Source organism: Stenotrophomonas maltophilia, assembly GCF_001274595.1.
GTDB lineage: Bacteria > Pseudomonadota > Gammaproteobacteria > Xanthomonadales > Xanthomonadaceae > Stenotrophomonas > Stenotrophomonas forensis.
This window is the reverse complement of record NZ_CP011010.1, coordinates 4,664,750-4,679,566: the sequence shown is the minus strand read 5'-3', so window position 1 is coordinate 4,679,566 and position 14,817 is coordinate 4,664,750. Positions and strand designations below refer to the sequence as shown.

Here is a 14,817-nt window from a genome sequence, read left to right as displayed (position 1 = left end):
TCATCGCCGATGGCCTACAATCGGCCCATGACTGATTCACCGCGTAATGGCGAACTGGACCTGGCGATCATCGGTGGTGGTGCGGCCGGGGTGCTGGTGGCGATCCAGGTATTGCGCCAGGCCCGTGCGCCGCTGGCGCTGGCCATCTTCGAGCCGGCCTCGCAGCTGGCGCAAGGCATCGCCTATGCCACGCCGTGGCCGGAGCATCTGCTGAACGTGCCGGCGGCGAAGATGAGCGCGTTTGCCGACGCGCCCGGCGATTTCCTCGACTACCTGATGGCCGCCAATGCCTACCCGGGCGAGGCGCGCGAGGTGCTGGGCGAGCGCTACGTGTGCCGCCACTACTTCGCCGCCTACCTGCAGCAGCGCCTGCAGGATGCCGCCGCGGCAAGCCCGGCGCAGCTGCAGGTGATCGCGCAGCCGGTGCTGGGCCTGCAGCCGGATGACCATGGTTACCGGCTGCAGCTGGGCGATGGCCAGACGCTGCACGCCGCACAGGCGGTGCTGGCCACTGGTAACAGCATGCGCCCGCTGCCGGTGGCCGGCGCCGATGCGCTGCCTGCCGACGATGTGATCGAGGCCTGGGACTACGACGGCGTACGCACCCTGGCCGGTGAGCAGGCGGTGGCCATTGTCGGTTCCGGCCTGAGCATGGCCGACACCGTGCTGGCGCTGGTCGCCGCTGGCCACACCGGTCCGCTGCACGTGATCTCGCGCCATGGCCTGCTGCCGTTGCCGCACGCGCACGGCGGCCTGCCGAGCTTCGACCCGGCCACGCTGCTGCCGATGAACCTGCGCCAGCGCCTGCGTGCGTTGCGCCAGTTTGCCGGGCAGGCACAGGCCGAAGGTGTGCCGTGGCAGGGCGTGATGGACCGCATCCGTCCGCACGGGCAGGCACTGTGGTGCAGCCTCGATGAGGCCGACCAGCGCCGCTTCCTGCGCCATGTGGTGCGCTATTGGGACGTGCATCGCCATCGCATCGCCGAAGAAGTGGATTCGCAGTTGCAGGCGCTGCAGGACAGCGGCCAGCTGCGCATTCACCGCAGCCGCCTGCAACGCGTCTGGCGCGAGGGCGGCGCCGTGCAGCTGTCCGGCCGCGATGCCTCGGGCAATGAACAGCAGTGGACGATCGGCGGGGTGATCAACGCCACCGGCGTGGAAACCCGTGCCAGCGCGCTGCGCAATCCGTTGCTGCAGCAGCTGCAGGCCGATGGGCTGGCCCGCCCTGGCCCGCACGGGCTGGGCCTGGACAGCACGGTGCCGGGTGATCGCCTGTGTGCCACCGGCGGCCAGCCACAGGCACGATTGGGCGTGCTCGGCAGCCTGCGCATCGGCAGCTTGTGGGAAAGCCTGGCCGTGCCTGAACTGCGTCAGCAGGCGCACGCACTGGCCACCCAGGTGGTCGCAGGAGCCGCGACGGCGATGCCGTAAAATGGGGGCATGGATGTCTCCCACCTGCTTGATGGCCTGAACCCGGCCCAGCGCGAAGCCGTCTCCGCTCCCCCCGGCCACCACCTGGTGCTGGCCGGTGCCGGTTCCGGCAAGACCCGCGTACTCACCCACCGCATCGCCTGGCTGCATGAAGTCGATGGCGTGCCGACCCACGGCATTTTCGCGGTGACCTTCACCAACAAGGCGGCCGGCGAAATGCGCCACCGCATCGACGCGCAGCTGCCCAACGGCAGCCGCGGCATGTGGATCGGCACCTTCCACGGCCTGGCCAACCGCCTGCTGCGCCTGCACTGGCAGGACGCGAAGCTGCCCGAAGGCTTCCAGGTGATGGATTCGGACGACCAGCTGCGGCTGGTCAAGCGCGTGGTGCAGGCGCTGGAACTGGACGACGGCAAGTATCCGGCCAAGCAGATCGCGTGGTGGATCAACGCGCAGAAGGACGAAGGCCGCCGCCCGCAGCACATCCAGCCCGAACCGAACGACGCGTGGCTGGAAACCATGCGCCAGGCATATATCGAGTACCAGGCACGCTGCGACCGCGCCGGCCTGGTCGACTTCGCCGAGCTGCTGCTGCGCGCGCATGAGCTGCTGCGCGACAACCCGGCGTTGCTGTCGCATTACCGTGCCCGCTTCCGCGAGATCCTGGTGGACGAGTTCCAGGACACCAACGCCATCCAGTACGCCTTCGTGCGCGTGCTGGCCGGTGATTCCGGCCACGTGTTCGTGGTCGGTGACGACGACCAGGCCATCTATGGCTGGCGCGGTGCCAAGGTGGAGAACGTGCAGGGCTTCCTGCGTGACTTCCCGGGCGCGCAGACCATCCGCCTGGAACAGAACTACCGCTCCACCGCCAACATCCTCGGCGCCGCCAACGCGGTGATCGCGCACAACCCGGACCGCATCGGCAAGCAGCTGTGGACCGACAGCGGCGACGGCGAGCCGATCGACCTGTATGCCGCGTACAACGAGATGGACGAAGCGCGCTATATCGTCGAGCGCGCGCGCCAGTGGGTGCGCGACGGTGGCAGCTATACCGAAGTGGCCGTGCTCTACCGCAGCAACGCGCAATCGCGCGCGCTGGAAGAAGCGCTGCTGAGCGAACAGGTGCCGTACCGCGTGTACGGCGGCATGCGCTTCTTCGAGCGTGCCGAAATCAAGGACGCATTGGCCTACCTGCGCCTGCTGTCCAACCGCAACGATGACGCGGCGTTCGAGCGCGCGGTCAACACGCCCACCCGTGGCATCGGCGACCGCACGCTGGACGAAGTGCGCCGCGAGGCGCGCGCGCAGGGTATCTCGCTGTGGGAAGCGACCATGCTGGTCACCCAGGGCAGCGCGCTGGCCGCACGTGCGCGCAATGCGCTGGCCGGCTTCCTGGTGCTGGTCAACGAGCTACAGGCGCAGACCCTGCACATGACCCTGGCCGAGCGCGTGGACCACGTGCTGGCCCGCTCGCAGCTGCGCGAGCACTGGAGCAAGGAAAGCCGCAACGCGCTGGATTCGGAATCGCGCACCGACAACCTCGACGAACTGGTCTCGGTGGCCTCGCGCTTCGTGCGCCGCGCCGACGACATCGAGGAAGTGGGCGAGGACATGGACGAGCTGGTCGCGTTCCTGGCCTATGCCGCGCTGGAGGCCGGTGAGGGCCAGGCGCAGGCGGGCGAGGACGGCGTGCAGCTGATGACCCTGCACTCGGCCAAGGGCCTGGAATTCCCGCTGGTGTTCCTGGCCGGCCTGGAAGAAGGCCTGTTCCCCAGTGCACGCTCGCTGGAGGAAAGCGGTCGGCTGGAAGAAGAGCGCCGCCTGGCCTACGTGGGCATCACCCGTGCGCGCCAGAAGCTGGTGCTGAGCTACGCCGAATCGCGCCGCATCCACGGCCAGGACAACTACAGCCTGCCGTCGCGCTTCCTGCGCGAGATCCCACGCGAGCTGCTGCACGAAGTCCGCCCGAAGGTGCAGGTCTCGCGGCCGGCCTCGCTGGGCAGCAGCCGGGTGATGGGCCATGCTTCGATCGAGGCACCGCCGCTCAAGCTCGGCGCACTGGTCACCCATCCCAAGTTCGGCGAAGGCATGGTGACCGACTACGAAGGCAGCGGCGCACACGCCCGCGTTCAGGTCGAATTCGCCGACGCCGGCAGCAAGTGGCTGGTGATGGCGTATGCCAACCTGACGGTGATCTGATCACCGTCAGGGGGCGGGAAGCCTGTAGAGCCGAGCCATGCTCGGCTGCTTCTGGCGGGAAGGCAGTCGAGCAAGCTATGCCGGTCGTCCTGACCGGCACCCTTCGGGCCGTCGCAAGCGACGTTGGCAGCGGCTCCTGCCGCTACCTTGGACTCTACAATGGGGCCTGACACCTTCCAGGAGCGCCCCCATGACAGAACCCACGCTGCACGTCACCGTGAAGTTGAACGCCCGGCTGCAGCCGGAGCACCGCCATGAACTGTTCGAGGATCCGCTCGATGCGCTGCTGCAGGCGGCCCAGGTGGGCGAGCTGACCGGCGGCGGGACCGCGATGTCCGACCTGGGCGAGGTCGAGTACGGCGATATCGAAGTGGCGCTGATCGATGCGAGCGGCGTGCCGAAGCTGATCGATCTGCTGGAGCAGCTGGGTGCACCGAAGGGTTCGCAGCTGCAGGGCGCAGGCGAGGCCGACCGCAGCTTCGGCGTGACCGAAGGCCTGGGCATCTACCTGGACGGCCTCACCCTGCCGGACGAAGTCTACGAGCAGTGCGATTCCAACCACGTGTTCGAACAGCTGTCGGAGAACATCGACGGCCTCGGCGAGATCTGCAGCTGGTGGCAGGGCCCGACCGAGACCGCGCTGTACATGTATGGCGAATCGTTCGAGGCGATGCGTGATGCGATCGCTGACTTCGTGGCCAGCTACCCGCTGTGCCAGAACGCACGCGTGGTGCAGATCGCCTGAACAAAGCAACGGTAGAGTCGAGCTTGCTCGACTGCTTCTACCCGCAAAGAAAGCAGTCGAGCAAGCTCGACTCTACGGCAGCAGGTTACCGGCCGGCCGCCTGCCGCGCATTGTCGCGCAGCGCCATGTCCTTGCCGATCTGGTAGCCGCCGAACAGCACCGCCAAGGCGATGATCGCGGCGACCAGGATGGATGTCTGGGAACTCCAGGCGGGCGGTTTGTTGTCCTGCATGTCGGTCGGCCTTGAGCGCGGCAGTGCGCCGCCCGCCGAGCATGCGCCGCACTGACCGGCGCACGCAAGCGGGCGATGCGCACACGCCGCTGCGCGGCGCCGGATTGATCCTGCTCAAGGCGCGGCCTGCACATCCGGTGTGCAATGGTGTCGTTCCCATCTGGCAGATCGCTACGGAGCCCCACCATGTACAAGCGCATCCTGATTGCCACCGACGGGTCCGAGCTGGCCGACAAGGGCCTGGCCAAGGGCCTGGAGCTGGCCAAGGACCTCAATGCCGAGGTCGATATCGTGACCGTTTCCGAGCCGTGGGCCGTCGGCATGTACGACGCCATGGGCTGGAGCGTGGGCTACATGAACAGCCCCGAGTACAAGGCCGACCGCGAGGAAGGCGCACAGAAGGTGCTGCAGCCGGCGCTGGCCAAGGCGGCCGAGCAGGGCATCACCGCCAACCCGGTGCACGTATTGGACCGCTACGCGGCCGACGGCATCATCGAGACGGCGGGTGAGCGCAACAGCGACCTGATCGTGATGACCTCGCATGGCCGCCGTGGCGTCACCCGCGTGCTGCTGGGCAGCCAGACCGCCGAAGTGCTGGCACGCAGCACGCTGCCGGTGCTGGTCATCCGCTGATCCACACCCGCTGATTCACGCGTTCCCGGGGAGGGGACCCGACGCCGGCCGCAGGATGCGCGCCGGCGTCATCTTTTGTGGGCCCTGAGTGGCGCACGAGCATTCAGATCGATCCATGTGGCGTCGGCATCGGCGCTGCTGGGGCGTGTCCGACGAACGGTTACGAACGGCACGCGTCGCCGTTCATTCTTTGTGGCATCCTCCGCGCGGGGTTGTTGAGGTGCATGCATGTCTGGGCCGTGGGCGGATCGCCTGCTGGCTGCCAGCGCGTTCTGCTGCGCCTGTCTTTTTCACGCACTCCGCCCGGGGACTGGCGGAGCGTTGTCCGTTGCCTTGGACATCTGCCGTCATTGGAGGACATCTTGATGCCGTTGAAGCGTTCGTCGTTCGCACTGCTGCTGTCTGCAGCATTGCCTGTCGCGGCGGCGGCCCCCCCGGCCGACATTCCAGCGGACACCCGGTTGCCCGACATGGCCGCGCGTACCGGCAGCCAGACCCTGCAGGTGCGTGGTTTCCGCGCCAGCGACGTCGGTGAGCATCCACAACGAGGCATCACGCCCGCCCACGTCCAGGCCGTGCTGGACGCGTACTTTGCACACCTGGCGCAGGGTGCCGACGTGGCGGTGCTGGACTTCGCCCAGCTGCAGGGGGCGGCGGATGCGGTGACGGCGGCCTATCGCAAGGCGGGTTTCCTGGTCAGCGTCGCCTACCTGCCGCCGCAGAAGCTCGATGCCGAGGGCCGCATCGAAGTGCGCGTGCTGGAAGGGCGCATCGGCAAGGTGGTGGTGCAGGGCAACCAGCGTTACCGCAGCCATACGCTCAGCAACGTGGCCGAACGCCTGCGTGGGCAGCCGTTGCGCCAGGCCGACATCGACAGCGCGTTGCTGTACGCGCGTGACCTGCCGGGGGTTTCCGTTTCCTCGGTGCTGCAACCCGGCGAGAACGTCGGTGAAACCGACCTGGTGCTGGTCGCGCGTGAAAGCGGCCGGCCCTACGAGATCAGCACCAGCGTGGACAACCATGGCACCGAGTTGACCGGGCGCGGCCGTGCCCAGCTGGGGGTGACCTGGAACAGTCCACTGGGCCTGGGCGATGTGTTCGCCGCCAGTGGCACGTATGCATTCGATCCACAGGCCAGCCGTGCCGGCGCACTGTCCTACAGCGTGCCATTGCAGGCGGTACAGGGTCTGTCGGTGCTGGCCGGTGCCAACCGCAGCGAGCTGGAGGTGGACGACGGCATCCTGCGCGGCTTCAAGCTCAAGGGACCGGCGTCGCAGGCCTATGCAGGTGCCGACTGGAAGTTCATCAACCGGCCCGATCTGCAGGTGACCAGCTCGGCGCGCTACATCCGCGAAAGCTCGCGCTTTGAAGCGCTGGGGCTGGTTCTTTCCAAGCAGAAATACGATGTGGCCGAGGTGGGGGCCAGCGTGCGCCACAACGATGCACGCTGGCATGGCATCAACCTGGCGCAGTTGAGCTTACGCCAGTCGCTGCGCGATCGCTCGGCTGACTTCGATGCGATCAACCCGACACGTGACAGCCGGTTCAACGTGGTGCGCCTGGGCCTGCTGCGGCTGCAGTACCTCAGCCGCAGCCAACGCCTGCTGTTCAAGTTCAATGGCCAGTACAGCAACAACTCGTTGCCGGCACTGGAGCAGTTCCAGGTCGGTGGCAACGACAGCGTGCGGGGATACGCGCAGGGCGAGACCCTGGGCGATCGTGGCTGGTACGGGGCGCTGGAGTACCACGTCGACGCGCCGGGCTTCGGCGATGTGGCCTCGCCGTTCCGCGGCGTGCCATGGCGCGAAGTGCTGGAGCTGGATGTGTTCGCCGACCAGGCACGGGTGTTCGATGTTGATGGGCTGGAGGCACCGGCCGACCTGGCATCGGTGGGAATGGGCGCGACCTTCCGCCTGCGCCAGTGGAAGAACCTGGAACTGCGCGTGGCGGCGGCCAAGCCGACCAGCGCCCTGCGACCGGGTGACGGCCGCGATGTCCGCGTGTATGCGCGGCTTGGCCTGACCTTCTGAGGAGCGACCATGAACCGTATCTACCGACTCGTCTTCAATCCTTCGCTGGGCCAGGTGCAGGTCGCTGCGGAGTTCGCGCGCGGGCCACGTCGCTGCGTCCCGGAGCGATCACGCACTCCCCTTTGGCTGGCACCGTTGACCGCGGCGCTGCTGCTGACCGGCAGCCTGCAGGCCACGGCGCAGACCCTGCCACAGAACGGCACCATTACGTCGGGCTCGGGAATCATCAACGTCAATGGCAACACCATGACGATCACCCAGCAGAGCCAGGCTGCGTTGTTCCAGTGGAGCAGCTTCAGCATCGGCTCCGGCAACACGGTCAGATTCGATCAGGCAGGCTCGAGGTCGACGGCGATCAATCTGGTGACCGGCCCGTCCGCCAGCATCATCAGTGGCCAGCTGCTGTCCAACGGGCAGGTATTCCTGCTCAATCCGGCGGGCATCACCTTCACCGGCACTGCCAGCGTCAACGTGGGCGGGTTGCTGGCCAGCACCCTGACGCCCGGCGCACAGGGGATTCCGCTGGATAGTGGTGGGTTGCCGCCCAGTTTTGAACTGGGCGGCGCAGGGGCCGGTGCCGCGGTCAGCAACCTGGGAGGTACGCTGACGGCGACGGCCGGCGGGATCAGCCTGGTCGGCGGTTCGGTGTTCAACAACGGTTACATCGCCGCACCGCTGGGCAACATCGATCTGGTGGCGGCCGGTGCCGTGACCGCGGTGACCGGTGTGTCATCGGCCGGCATGCCAAGCCTGGCGTTCGTCACCACCGCAGCGAGTGGCATCGCAGGAACCGGCATCAGCAACGTCGGCACCCTCAGTGCACGCAACATCAGCATGACGGCATTGATGGGACCGGGTCTGTCCGCTACCGGCATCAACGCGGGCGGCACGATCATCGCCAACGCCATCGATGCCAGCGACGGCAGCCTGACCATCCGCAGTTCTGCACCGGTGGCGATCAACAACGCCATCGTTACGGCCACGGCGATGTCCACGGTGGGATCGGCTGTCATGGGGGGGCCGGTCGCCGTCCAGATGACCGGCGGCAGCATCGACGCCAGGACCGTGAACTTAAATGGCGGCATCAACGGCGACGTGGTGCTGTCAGGCTCGATCAAGGCAGACTCGATCGGAATCGACGCGAACAACATCACCCAGACCGCGGGTTCGCTGGAGGGCGCGCTGCAACTGGATACGCAGGGCCGAGTGACCCTGGGACAGGCGAGCAATGCCATCAGCCGCGTTGGTGGCCATGTCGGTACCGACCTGACCCTGGCCACCTCGACCAGCCTGGCGAACAGCGGGGCGCTGTCGGTAGGTGGCAATACCACGCTCGACGCAGCTGCGGGCAATATCACCCTGACCCATGCCGGCAACAGTTTCGGCAACCGGGTCAGCGCGAAAGGAGCCGATGTCAGTCTGGTCGGCATCGGTGCACTGAACCTGGGCGATATCGACGCGCGCAGCCTGGATGCGCAGGGCGGCAGCCTTGGCCTGAGCGGTACGATCACCACGTCCGGTAACCAGGCCTACCGGTCCGCGGTGACACTGCAGGGCAACGCGACGCTGCAGGGTGGGACGATCCTGTTCGACGGCACCGTTGATGGCAGCTACCAGCTGGGCGTCGACGCCAGCGGAATGGCCACGTTCTCCGGTGCCATTGGTGGCAGCACCGCATTGCAGGGCCTGAATGTCAGCACGGGCAACGGTGCGCGCCTGTTCGGCGATGTCAGCACGCTGGGCACGCTCGGGTTCTCTGGCCCGGTGCGCGTGTACGGTGAGCGCAGCCTGACCTCGCTCATCGGGAGCCTCACACTCGGCGGAACGGTCGACGGTGACGGTGGCGGTCTGAATCTGAGTGCACGCCAGCTCACGATCGGCGGCGAGGTGGGAGGAGCCGGGGTGGTGGGTCGCCTGCACGGTCGCGCCGATACCATCGTGCTGGGCAGCCGCCTCACCAGCACCGGCGATATCCTGCTGCAGGGCAACGTGGTGCTGGACGGCAACACGCAGCTGATCAGCACTGGCGGCGGCGCCCTCACCACCGACGGCATCTCCAGCAACACCGCCGGTGGTTACAACCTGGCACTGACTACTGGCGGCCAGATCCAGGTCAACGGCAACATCAATGCCGCCGATGTCAGCATCACCGGGCTTCTGTTCAACGGTCGAGGCATCGTCAGCAAGCGCAACCTCAGCATCGACTCCGCGATCAGCCTGGTCCAGGCCGGCAGCTACCAGGTCGATGGCCGGGCCTGGTTCCGGAGTGCGGGGAACATCAATCTGATCGATGCAGGCAATCGCTTCGGTGGCGAGGTCGCCCTGGCGGGCAGAAGTGCCCAACTACGCGCGGGCGATCTGCTGTTGGGCAACAGCACGCTGACGGAGAACCTGCGGCTGGATCTCACCGGCGGGCTGCAGCAGGCCGCGGGCAGCATGCTGGACGTCGGCGGCACCACCCATATCGATGCCGGCGGCGCCGTCAACCTCGACAGGACCGACGGCATGGGCCGGCCGGTGAACCGGTTTGGCGACACGGTGTCACTGAAGGGCCGCGGCAGCTACATCTCTGCTGCCGGCACGCTGGCGTTCTCCGATTTCGATGTGGACAGCCTGATTGCGACGGCTGATGTCGTGCAGCTTCCCGCCAGCGGCAGGAGCATCGGCCTGCAGTACTTCCAGGGCGATGTGGCGCTGACCCGCGACAGCGTGCTGGACAGCCAGCTTGGCCAGATCAGTTTTCGGGGGCGCATCGATGGTGGATACGCACTGACGCTCACAAGCGGGCTCAACGTAGTGTTTGCCGGTGACGTGGGCGGCAATCAGGCGCTCGCCAGCCTCGACAGCCGTGGTGCGGGTCCGCTCCAGCTCGGCGGCAACATCACCGCCGACGGCGCGATCCGCCTGGGCAACGTCAACCTGGTGGCGAACACCCCCCGGGTGTTCAGCATCCGCAGCAACAACGGCAACCTGTTGGCCGGTCGTATCGACGGCAGCAGCGATGGCCGCAGCAGCCTGGCGCTCAATGCGCACGGCGCGCTTGAACTGCAGTCCGGTGCGGGTACCACGCCCGGCGCGGGGCTGGCCAATCTCGAACTCAAGGGGTCAAGCGTGATCGCGCAGGCGCTCCGCACCAGTGGCCGGCTTGACGTCAGCAGCGGCACCGGGTTCACCCAGGGCGGTACGCTCACCGTCGGTGGCGATGCCAGCTTCAGCGCCGGCAGCGGTGGCGACCTGATGCTGGATACAACGGCCAACACCTTTGCCGGTAAGGTCGCGTTGAGCGGCAACCAGGTGCGGATCCGCGCGCAGCCGGGCCTGGCACTGGATGGCGTGACGGCCGCCGCGCTGGATGCCAGCAGCACGGGCGCGCTGTCGTTGGCCAATGCCAATGTTGCGGGCGCTGCGATCGTTGACGGTACGTCCCTGCTGTTCGACCAGGTGAGCATCGGCGGCGCGCTGCTGGCTACCGCGAGTGCCGGCGACATCCGCCAGGGAAGTGGCAGCGTGGCGATCGGCAACAACAGCCAGCTGACCGCCAGCACCGATATCGGGCTGGGCGGAACCGGCAATCAACTGGGCAGCGCACTGCAGGTACAGGGCCGTGACATCACCCTGTCCAGCAGCACGGCCCTGGACCTGCAGAATCTTCAGGCCGCGCGTGACGTGCGGCTCAGCGGCAACGGTGTGCGGCTCGGTGCAACCTCGGTGCAGGGCGCATTGCAGGTCAACAGCGCCGCTGCGATCACCCAGTCCGACGCGCTGCAGGTGACGGGCAACAGCCGCTTCCAGGCGGGTTCGGACATCAGCCTGGACCAGGCCGGCAATCGTTTCGACGGCAGCGTCGCCCTGCAGGGCGGCAACATTGCCATCACCGCCCGTGACGGCCTGCTGCTCGACAGCGTGTCCGCCCGCGGCAACCTGGATGCGCGCGCGGGCCTGGGCGGTGTCTCCCAGCAGGCGGCGCTCGAAGTCGGCGGACGCAGCGACGTGCGCACGCAGGGCGCCATTGCACTGGACCGTGCCGACAACCGTTTCACGGGTGCGGTCGGGCTGGACGGCAACGGTGTCGATCTACGCGCAGCGGGCGATCTGCAGGTCGATCGCCTGAACAACGGCGGCCAGTCCGATGTGCGCCTGCACGCCGGGGGAGGCCTGCAGCTGCCGGCCATCGATGCCGGTGCCGGCAACCTGACCCTGCTCGCCGATGGCGGTGCGTTGCAGGCCAATGCGCTGCTGGCCGGCAACAACGTGAGCGTGGTCGGCCGCGATGGCGTGCGCCTGGGGGCCGATCTGCGCAGCAGCGGTTCGCTGACCCTGGCCAGCAGCAACGCGGACATCGTGCAGGTCGCCGTGCCCAATGGCGTGGGTGGCAGCGTGCAGTCGGTCGGCGCAGTGCAGGTTGATGCAGGCAGCGGGCGCATCGCGCTGGGCAATGCCGGCAACCGTTTCGGCGGCGCGCTCAACCTGTCCGGCGGTGACATCAACGTAACCGGCGATACGCTGCTGCTGGGCAATGTGGCCGCGAGCGGCCAGCTGTCGCTGGCCAGTGCCGGCGACATCCGCCAGCAGGGTGCTGCGCAGGCAGGAGGCACGACCCGGCTGAGCGCTGGCGGTGACATCGACCTGCAGGCCGGTGGCAACCGCTTCGGAGATGCGGTCACGGTGCAGGGCCGGCAGGTGGCACTGGCCAGCGATGGCCCGCTGCAGCTGCAGGGCGTGACGGCGGGCAGCCTGGTTGCACGCAGTGGTGACCGTTTGACCCTGGGCGCCGCCGACGTCACGGGCAATGTCACGCTCGATGGCGCCTCGCTGCTGCTGGAGGGAGCCAGCATCGGTGGTGCACTGGTGGCGACCGCACGCGCAGGTGCCATCAACCAGGGGAGTGGCAGCCTGGCGATCGGCAACAACAGCCAGCTGACCGCCGGCACCGATATCGTGCTGGGCGGAACCGGCAATCAACTGGGCAGTGCCTTGCAGGTGCAGGGCCGCGACATCACCCTGTCCAGCAACACGGCCCTGGACCTGCAGAACCTGCAGGCCACGCGTGACGTGCTGCTCAGCGGCAACGGCGTGCGGTTCGGTGCAACCTCGGTGCAGGGCGCATTGCAGGTCAACAGCGCCGCTGCGATCACCCAGTCCGACGCGCTGCAGGTGACGGGCAACAGCCGCTTCCAGGCCGGTTCGGACATCAGCCTTGACCAGGCCGGCAATCGCTTCGATGGCAGCGTCGCCCTGCAGGGCGGCAACATTGCCATCACCGCCCGTGACGGCCTGCTGCTCGACAGCGTGTCCGCCCGCGGCAACCTGGATGCGCGCGCGGGCCTGGGCGGTGTTTCCCAGCAGGCGGCGCTCGAAGTCGGCGGACGCAGCGACGTGCGCACGCAGGGCGCCATTGCACTGGACCGTGCCGACAACCGTTTCACGGGTGCGGTCGGGCTGGACGGCAACGGTGTCGATCTACGCACAGCGGGCGATCTGCAGGTCGACCGCCTCAACAACGGCGGCCCGTCCGATGTGCGCCTGCACGCCGGGGGAGGCCTGCAGCTGCCGGCCATCGATGCCGGCGCCGGCAACCTGACCCTGCTCGCCGATGGGGGTGTGGTGCAGGCCAATGCGCTGCTGGCCGGCAACAACGTGACCGTGGTCGGCCGCGATGGCGTGCGCCTGGGGGCCGATCTGCGCAGCAGCGGTTCGCTGAGCCTGGCCAGCAGCAACGCGGACATCGTGCAGGTCGCCGTGCCCAATGCAGTGGGTGGCAGCGTGCAGTCGGTCGGTGCGGTGCAGGTTGATGCAGGCAGCGGGCGCATCGCGCTGGGCAATGCCGGCAACCGTTTCGGCGGCGCGCTCAACCTGTCCGGCGGTGACATCAACGTAACCGGCGATACGCTGTTGCTGGGCAACGTGGCCGCGAGCGGCCAGCTGTCGCTGGCCAGCGCCGGCGACATCCGCCAGCAGGGTGCCGCGCAGGTGGGAGGCACGACCCGGCTGAGCGCTGGCGGTGACATCGACCTGCAGGCCGGTGGCAACCGCTTCGGCGATGCGGTCACGGTGGAGGGCCGGCAGGTGGCACTGGCCAGCGATGGCCCGCTGCAGCTGCAGGGCGTGACGGCGGACGGCCTGGCTGCACGCAGTGCAGGACACCTGACCCTGTCGACGGCCAATGTCGCCGGCGATGTGACCCTGCAGGGCCAGCAACTGCACTTCGGCACGACCCGCGTGGGCGGTAACCTGCAGGCGGTGGGCAGCAACGGCATCGATCAGGACGGCACGCTGCGCGTGGATGGCAGCGCCGACCTGCGCAGCAATGCATCGATTGCACTGGGATTGGCTGGCAACGATCTGCGCGGTGCGGTGTCGCTGGCGGGCGCGGGCATCGATCTGACCAGTGCGGGCGACCTGCGCATCGGTTCGCTCGACAGCCGCAGCGCAGCGGTTCGCCTGCAGGCCGGGGGCGCACTGGATCTGCCCAGCGGCACAATCGATACCGGCAACGGTGACCTGCAGCTGCAGGCCGGCGGCGCATTGCGGTTGCCGGCGGCGCTGCGCGGCAACAACATCACCCTGCGCAGCGGCCAGGACCTGCAGCTCGGCCAGGATGTACTGGCCGGGGGGGTATTGCAGCTCGCAAGTGGTGGCACGCTGACCCAGACCGGGGGTGTGCTGGCCGCACAACGCCTGCAGGGCAGTGCCGGCGGCAAGGCCAGCCTGCGCGGCGACAACCGTATCGCCACGCTCGGTGACTTCGGCAGCCAGGGCCTGGAGTTGAAAACCATGCAGGGGCTGCAGGTGACCGGCAACGTGCAGGCCGGCGCACAGGGCCTGCTCGACGTGCGCGGTGGTGATCTGCTGCTCGATGGCAGTGTGCAGGCGGGCGGGCTGCGGCTGCAGTCGTCCGGTGCGATCCGCGCCGGTGCCGGTGGCCGCCTGCTGGCTGACCAGCTCAGTGGACGCGCGGCCGGCCCGACGATGCTGGGCGATGCCTCACTGTTCGTGGCCAATGCCATCGGCACCCTCGGTGATTTCCAGTCGCCGGCAGGCTTCAGCCTGACCAACGCCGGTACCCTGACCCTCGCCTCGCTCAACGGCAGCGCATTCAGCGTCGATGCCGGCAACAACGGGTTCCACCTGAAGGTGCAGGGCGGTGACATCCGCCAGCTGGGTACCACGCCGGTGCTGGCCGGTGACAGCCATTGGTGGTCCAGCGGTGGCATCGGCACCCAGCCCCTGCCGATCTATCTGACCAGCGCCGGCAGAACGCACACGATCGATTTCATCGGACGCCCGCCGGCCTATTTCCATGCCGTGGGCACAGATGGCCGACCTCTCGTGGTGGGCGATGGACCTGATCCCGAAGCGATGCGTCCTGGAGTGCTCGCACAGGGCGCGGTGCTGCCGCGGGCTGTCTATGTCGATGCGGCGGCAGCAGCCGTTGAGCAGCGTGCGATCGGCATCACGTACCCTGGAATCCGGTTGCCTGCGGGGACGGCGCGGGCCTGCGACGGTGACGCGGCGGGTTGCGTGCAGTAACCCGTTGAACATGG

At 68.0% G+C, this 14,817-nt stretch carries 7 protein-coding genes; 6 read left to right on the top strand and 1 reads right to left on the bottom strand.

What is annotated here, in order from left to right:
* The first annotated feature begins 9 nt into the window (after nt 1-9).
* From VN11_RS21165 to VN11_RS21155, 3 genes are all read left to right on the top strand, one after another.
* Nucleotides 10-1,431 carry an FAD/NAD(P)-binding protein gene (locus VN11_RS21165; protein ID WP_053451156.1) on the top strand — a complete coding sequence of 474 codons (1,422 nt, stop codon included), beginning with the start codon at nt 10-12 and terminating at the stop codon, nt 1,429-1,431.
* A 9-nt stretch (nt 1,432-1,440) separates the two neighbouring features.
* A complete protein-coding gene (uvrD, locus tag VN11_RS21160; protein WP_053451155.1) occupies nt 1,441-3,633 on the top strand; it encodes a DNA helicase II in 2,193 nt (730 codons plus the stop codon).
* Nucleotides 3,634-3,823: 190 nt separating this feature from the next.
* Entirely contained in the window at nt 3,824-4,378 is a 555-nt protein-coding gene (locus VN11_RS21155; protein WP_053451154.1) for a hypothetical protein, read from the top strand.
* An 85-nt stretch (nt 4,379-4,463) separates the two neighbouring features.
* Here VN11_RS21155 and VN11_RS22635 read toward each other — a convergent pair whose 3' ends face one another.
* A complete protein-coding gene (locus tag VN11_RS22635) occupies nt 4,464-4,610 on the bottom strand; it encodes a hypothetical protein (RefSeq protein WP_006476817.1) in 147 nt (48 codons plus the stop codon).
* Between the two features lie 186 nt (nt 4,611-4,796).
* Between VN11_RS22635 and VN11_RS21150 the strand changes: the two genes are divergently transcribed.
* The 3 genes from VN11_RS21150 to VN11_RS21140 all read left to right on the top strand — a co-directional run bounded on the left by VN11_RS21150 (nt 4,797) and on the right by VN11_RS21140 (nt 14,803).
* Nucleotides 4,797-5,243 (top strand): universal stress protein, encoded by a 447-nt coding sequence (locus VN11_RS21150; RefSeq protein ID WP_005411629.1) that lies wholly within the window; start codon nt 4,797-4,799, stop codon nt 5,241-5,243.
* Nucleotides 5,244-5,608: 365 nt separating this feature from the next.
* The gene (locus VN11_RS21145) at nt 5,609-7,273 is read left to right on the top strand and encodes a ShlB/FhaC/HecB family hemolysin secretion/activation protein (protein ID WP_053451153.1); all 1,665 of its coding nucleotides are present in this window, start codon (nt 5,609-5,611) and stop codon (nt 7,271-7,273) included.
* 9 nt (nt 7,274-7,282) lie between these two features.
* A complete protein-coding gene (locus VN11_RS21140) occupies nt 7,283-14,803 on the top strand; it encodes a filamentous hemagglutinin N-terminal domain-containing protein (protein WP_080374986.1) in 7,521 nt (2,506 codons plus the stop codon).
* Nucleotides 14,804-14,817 lie beyond the last annotated feature (14 nt).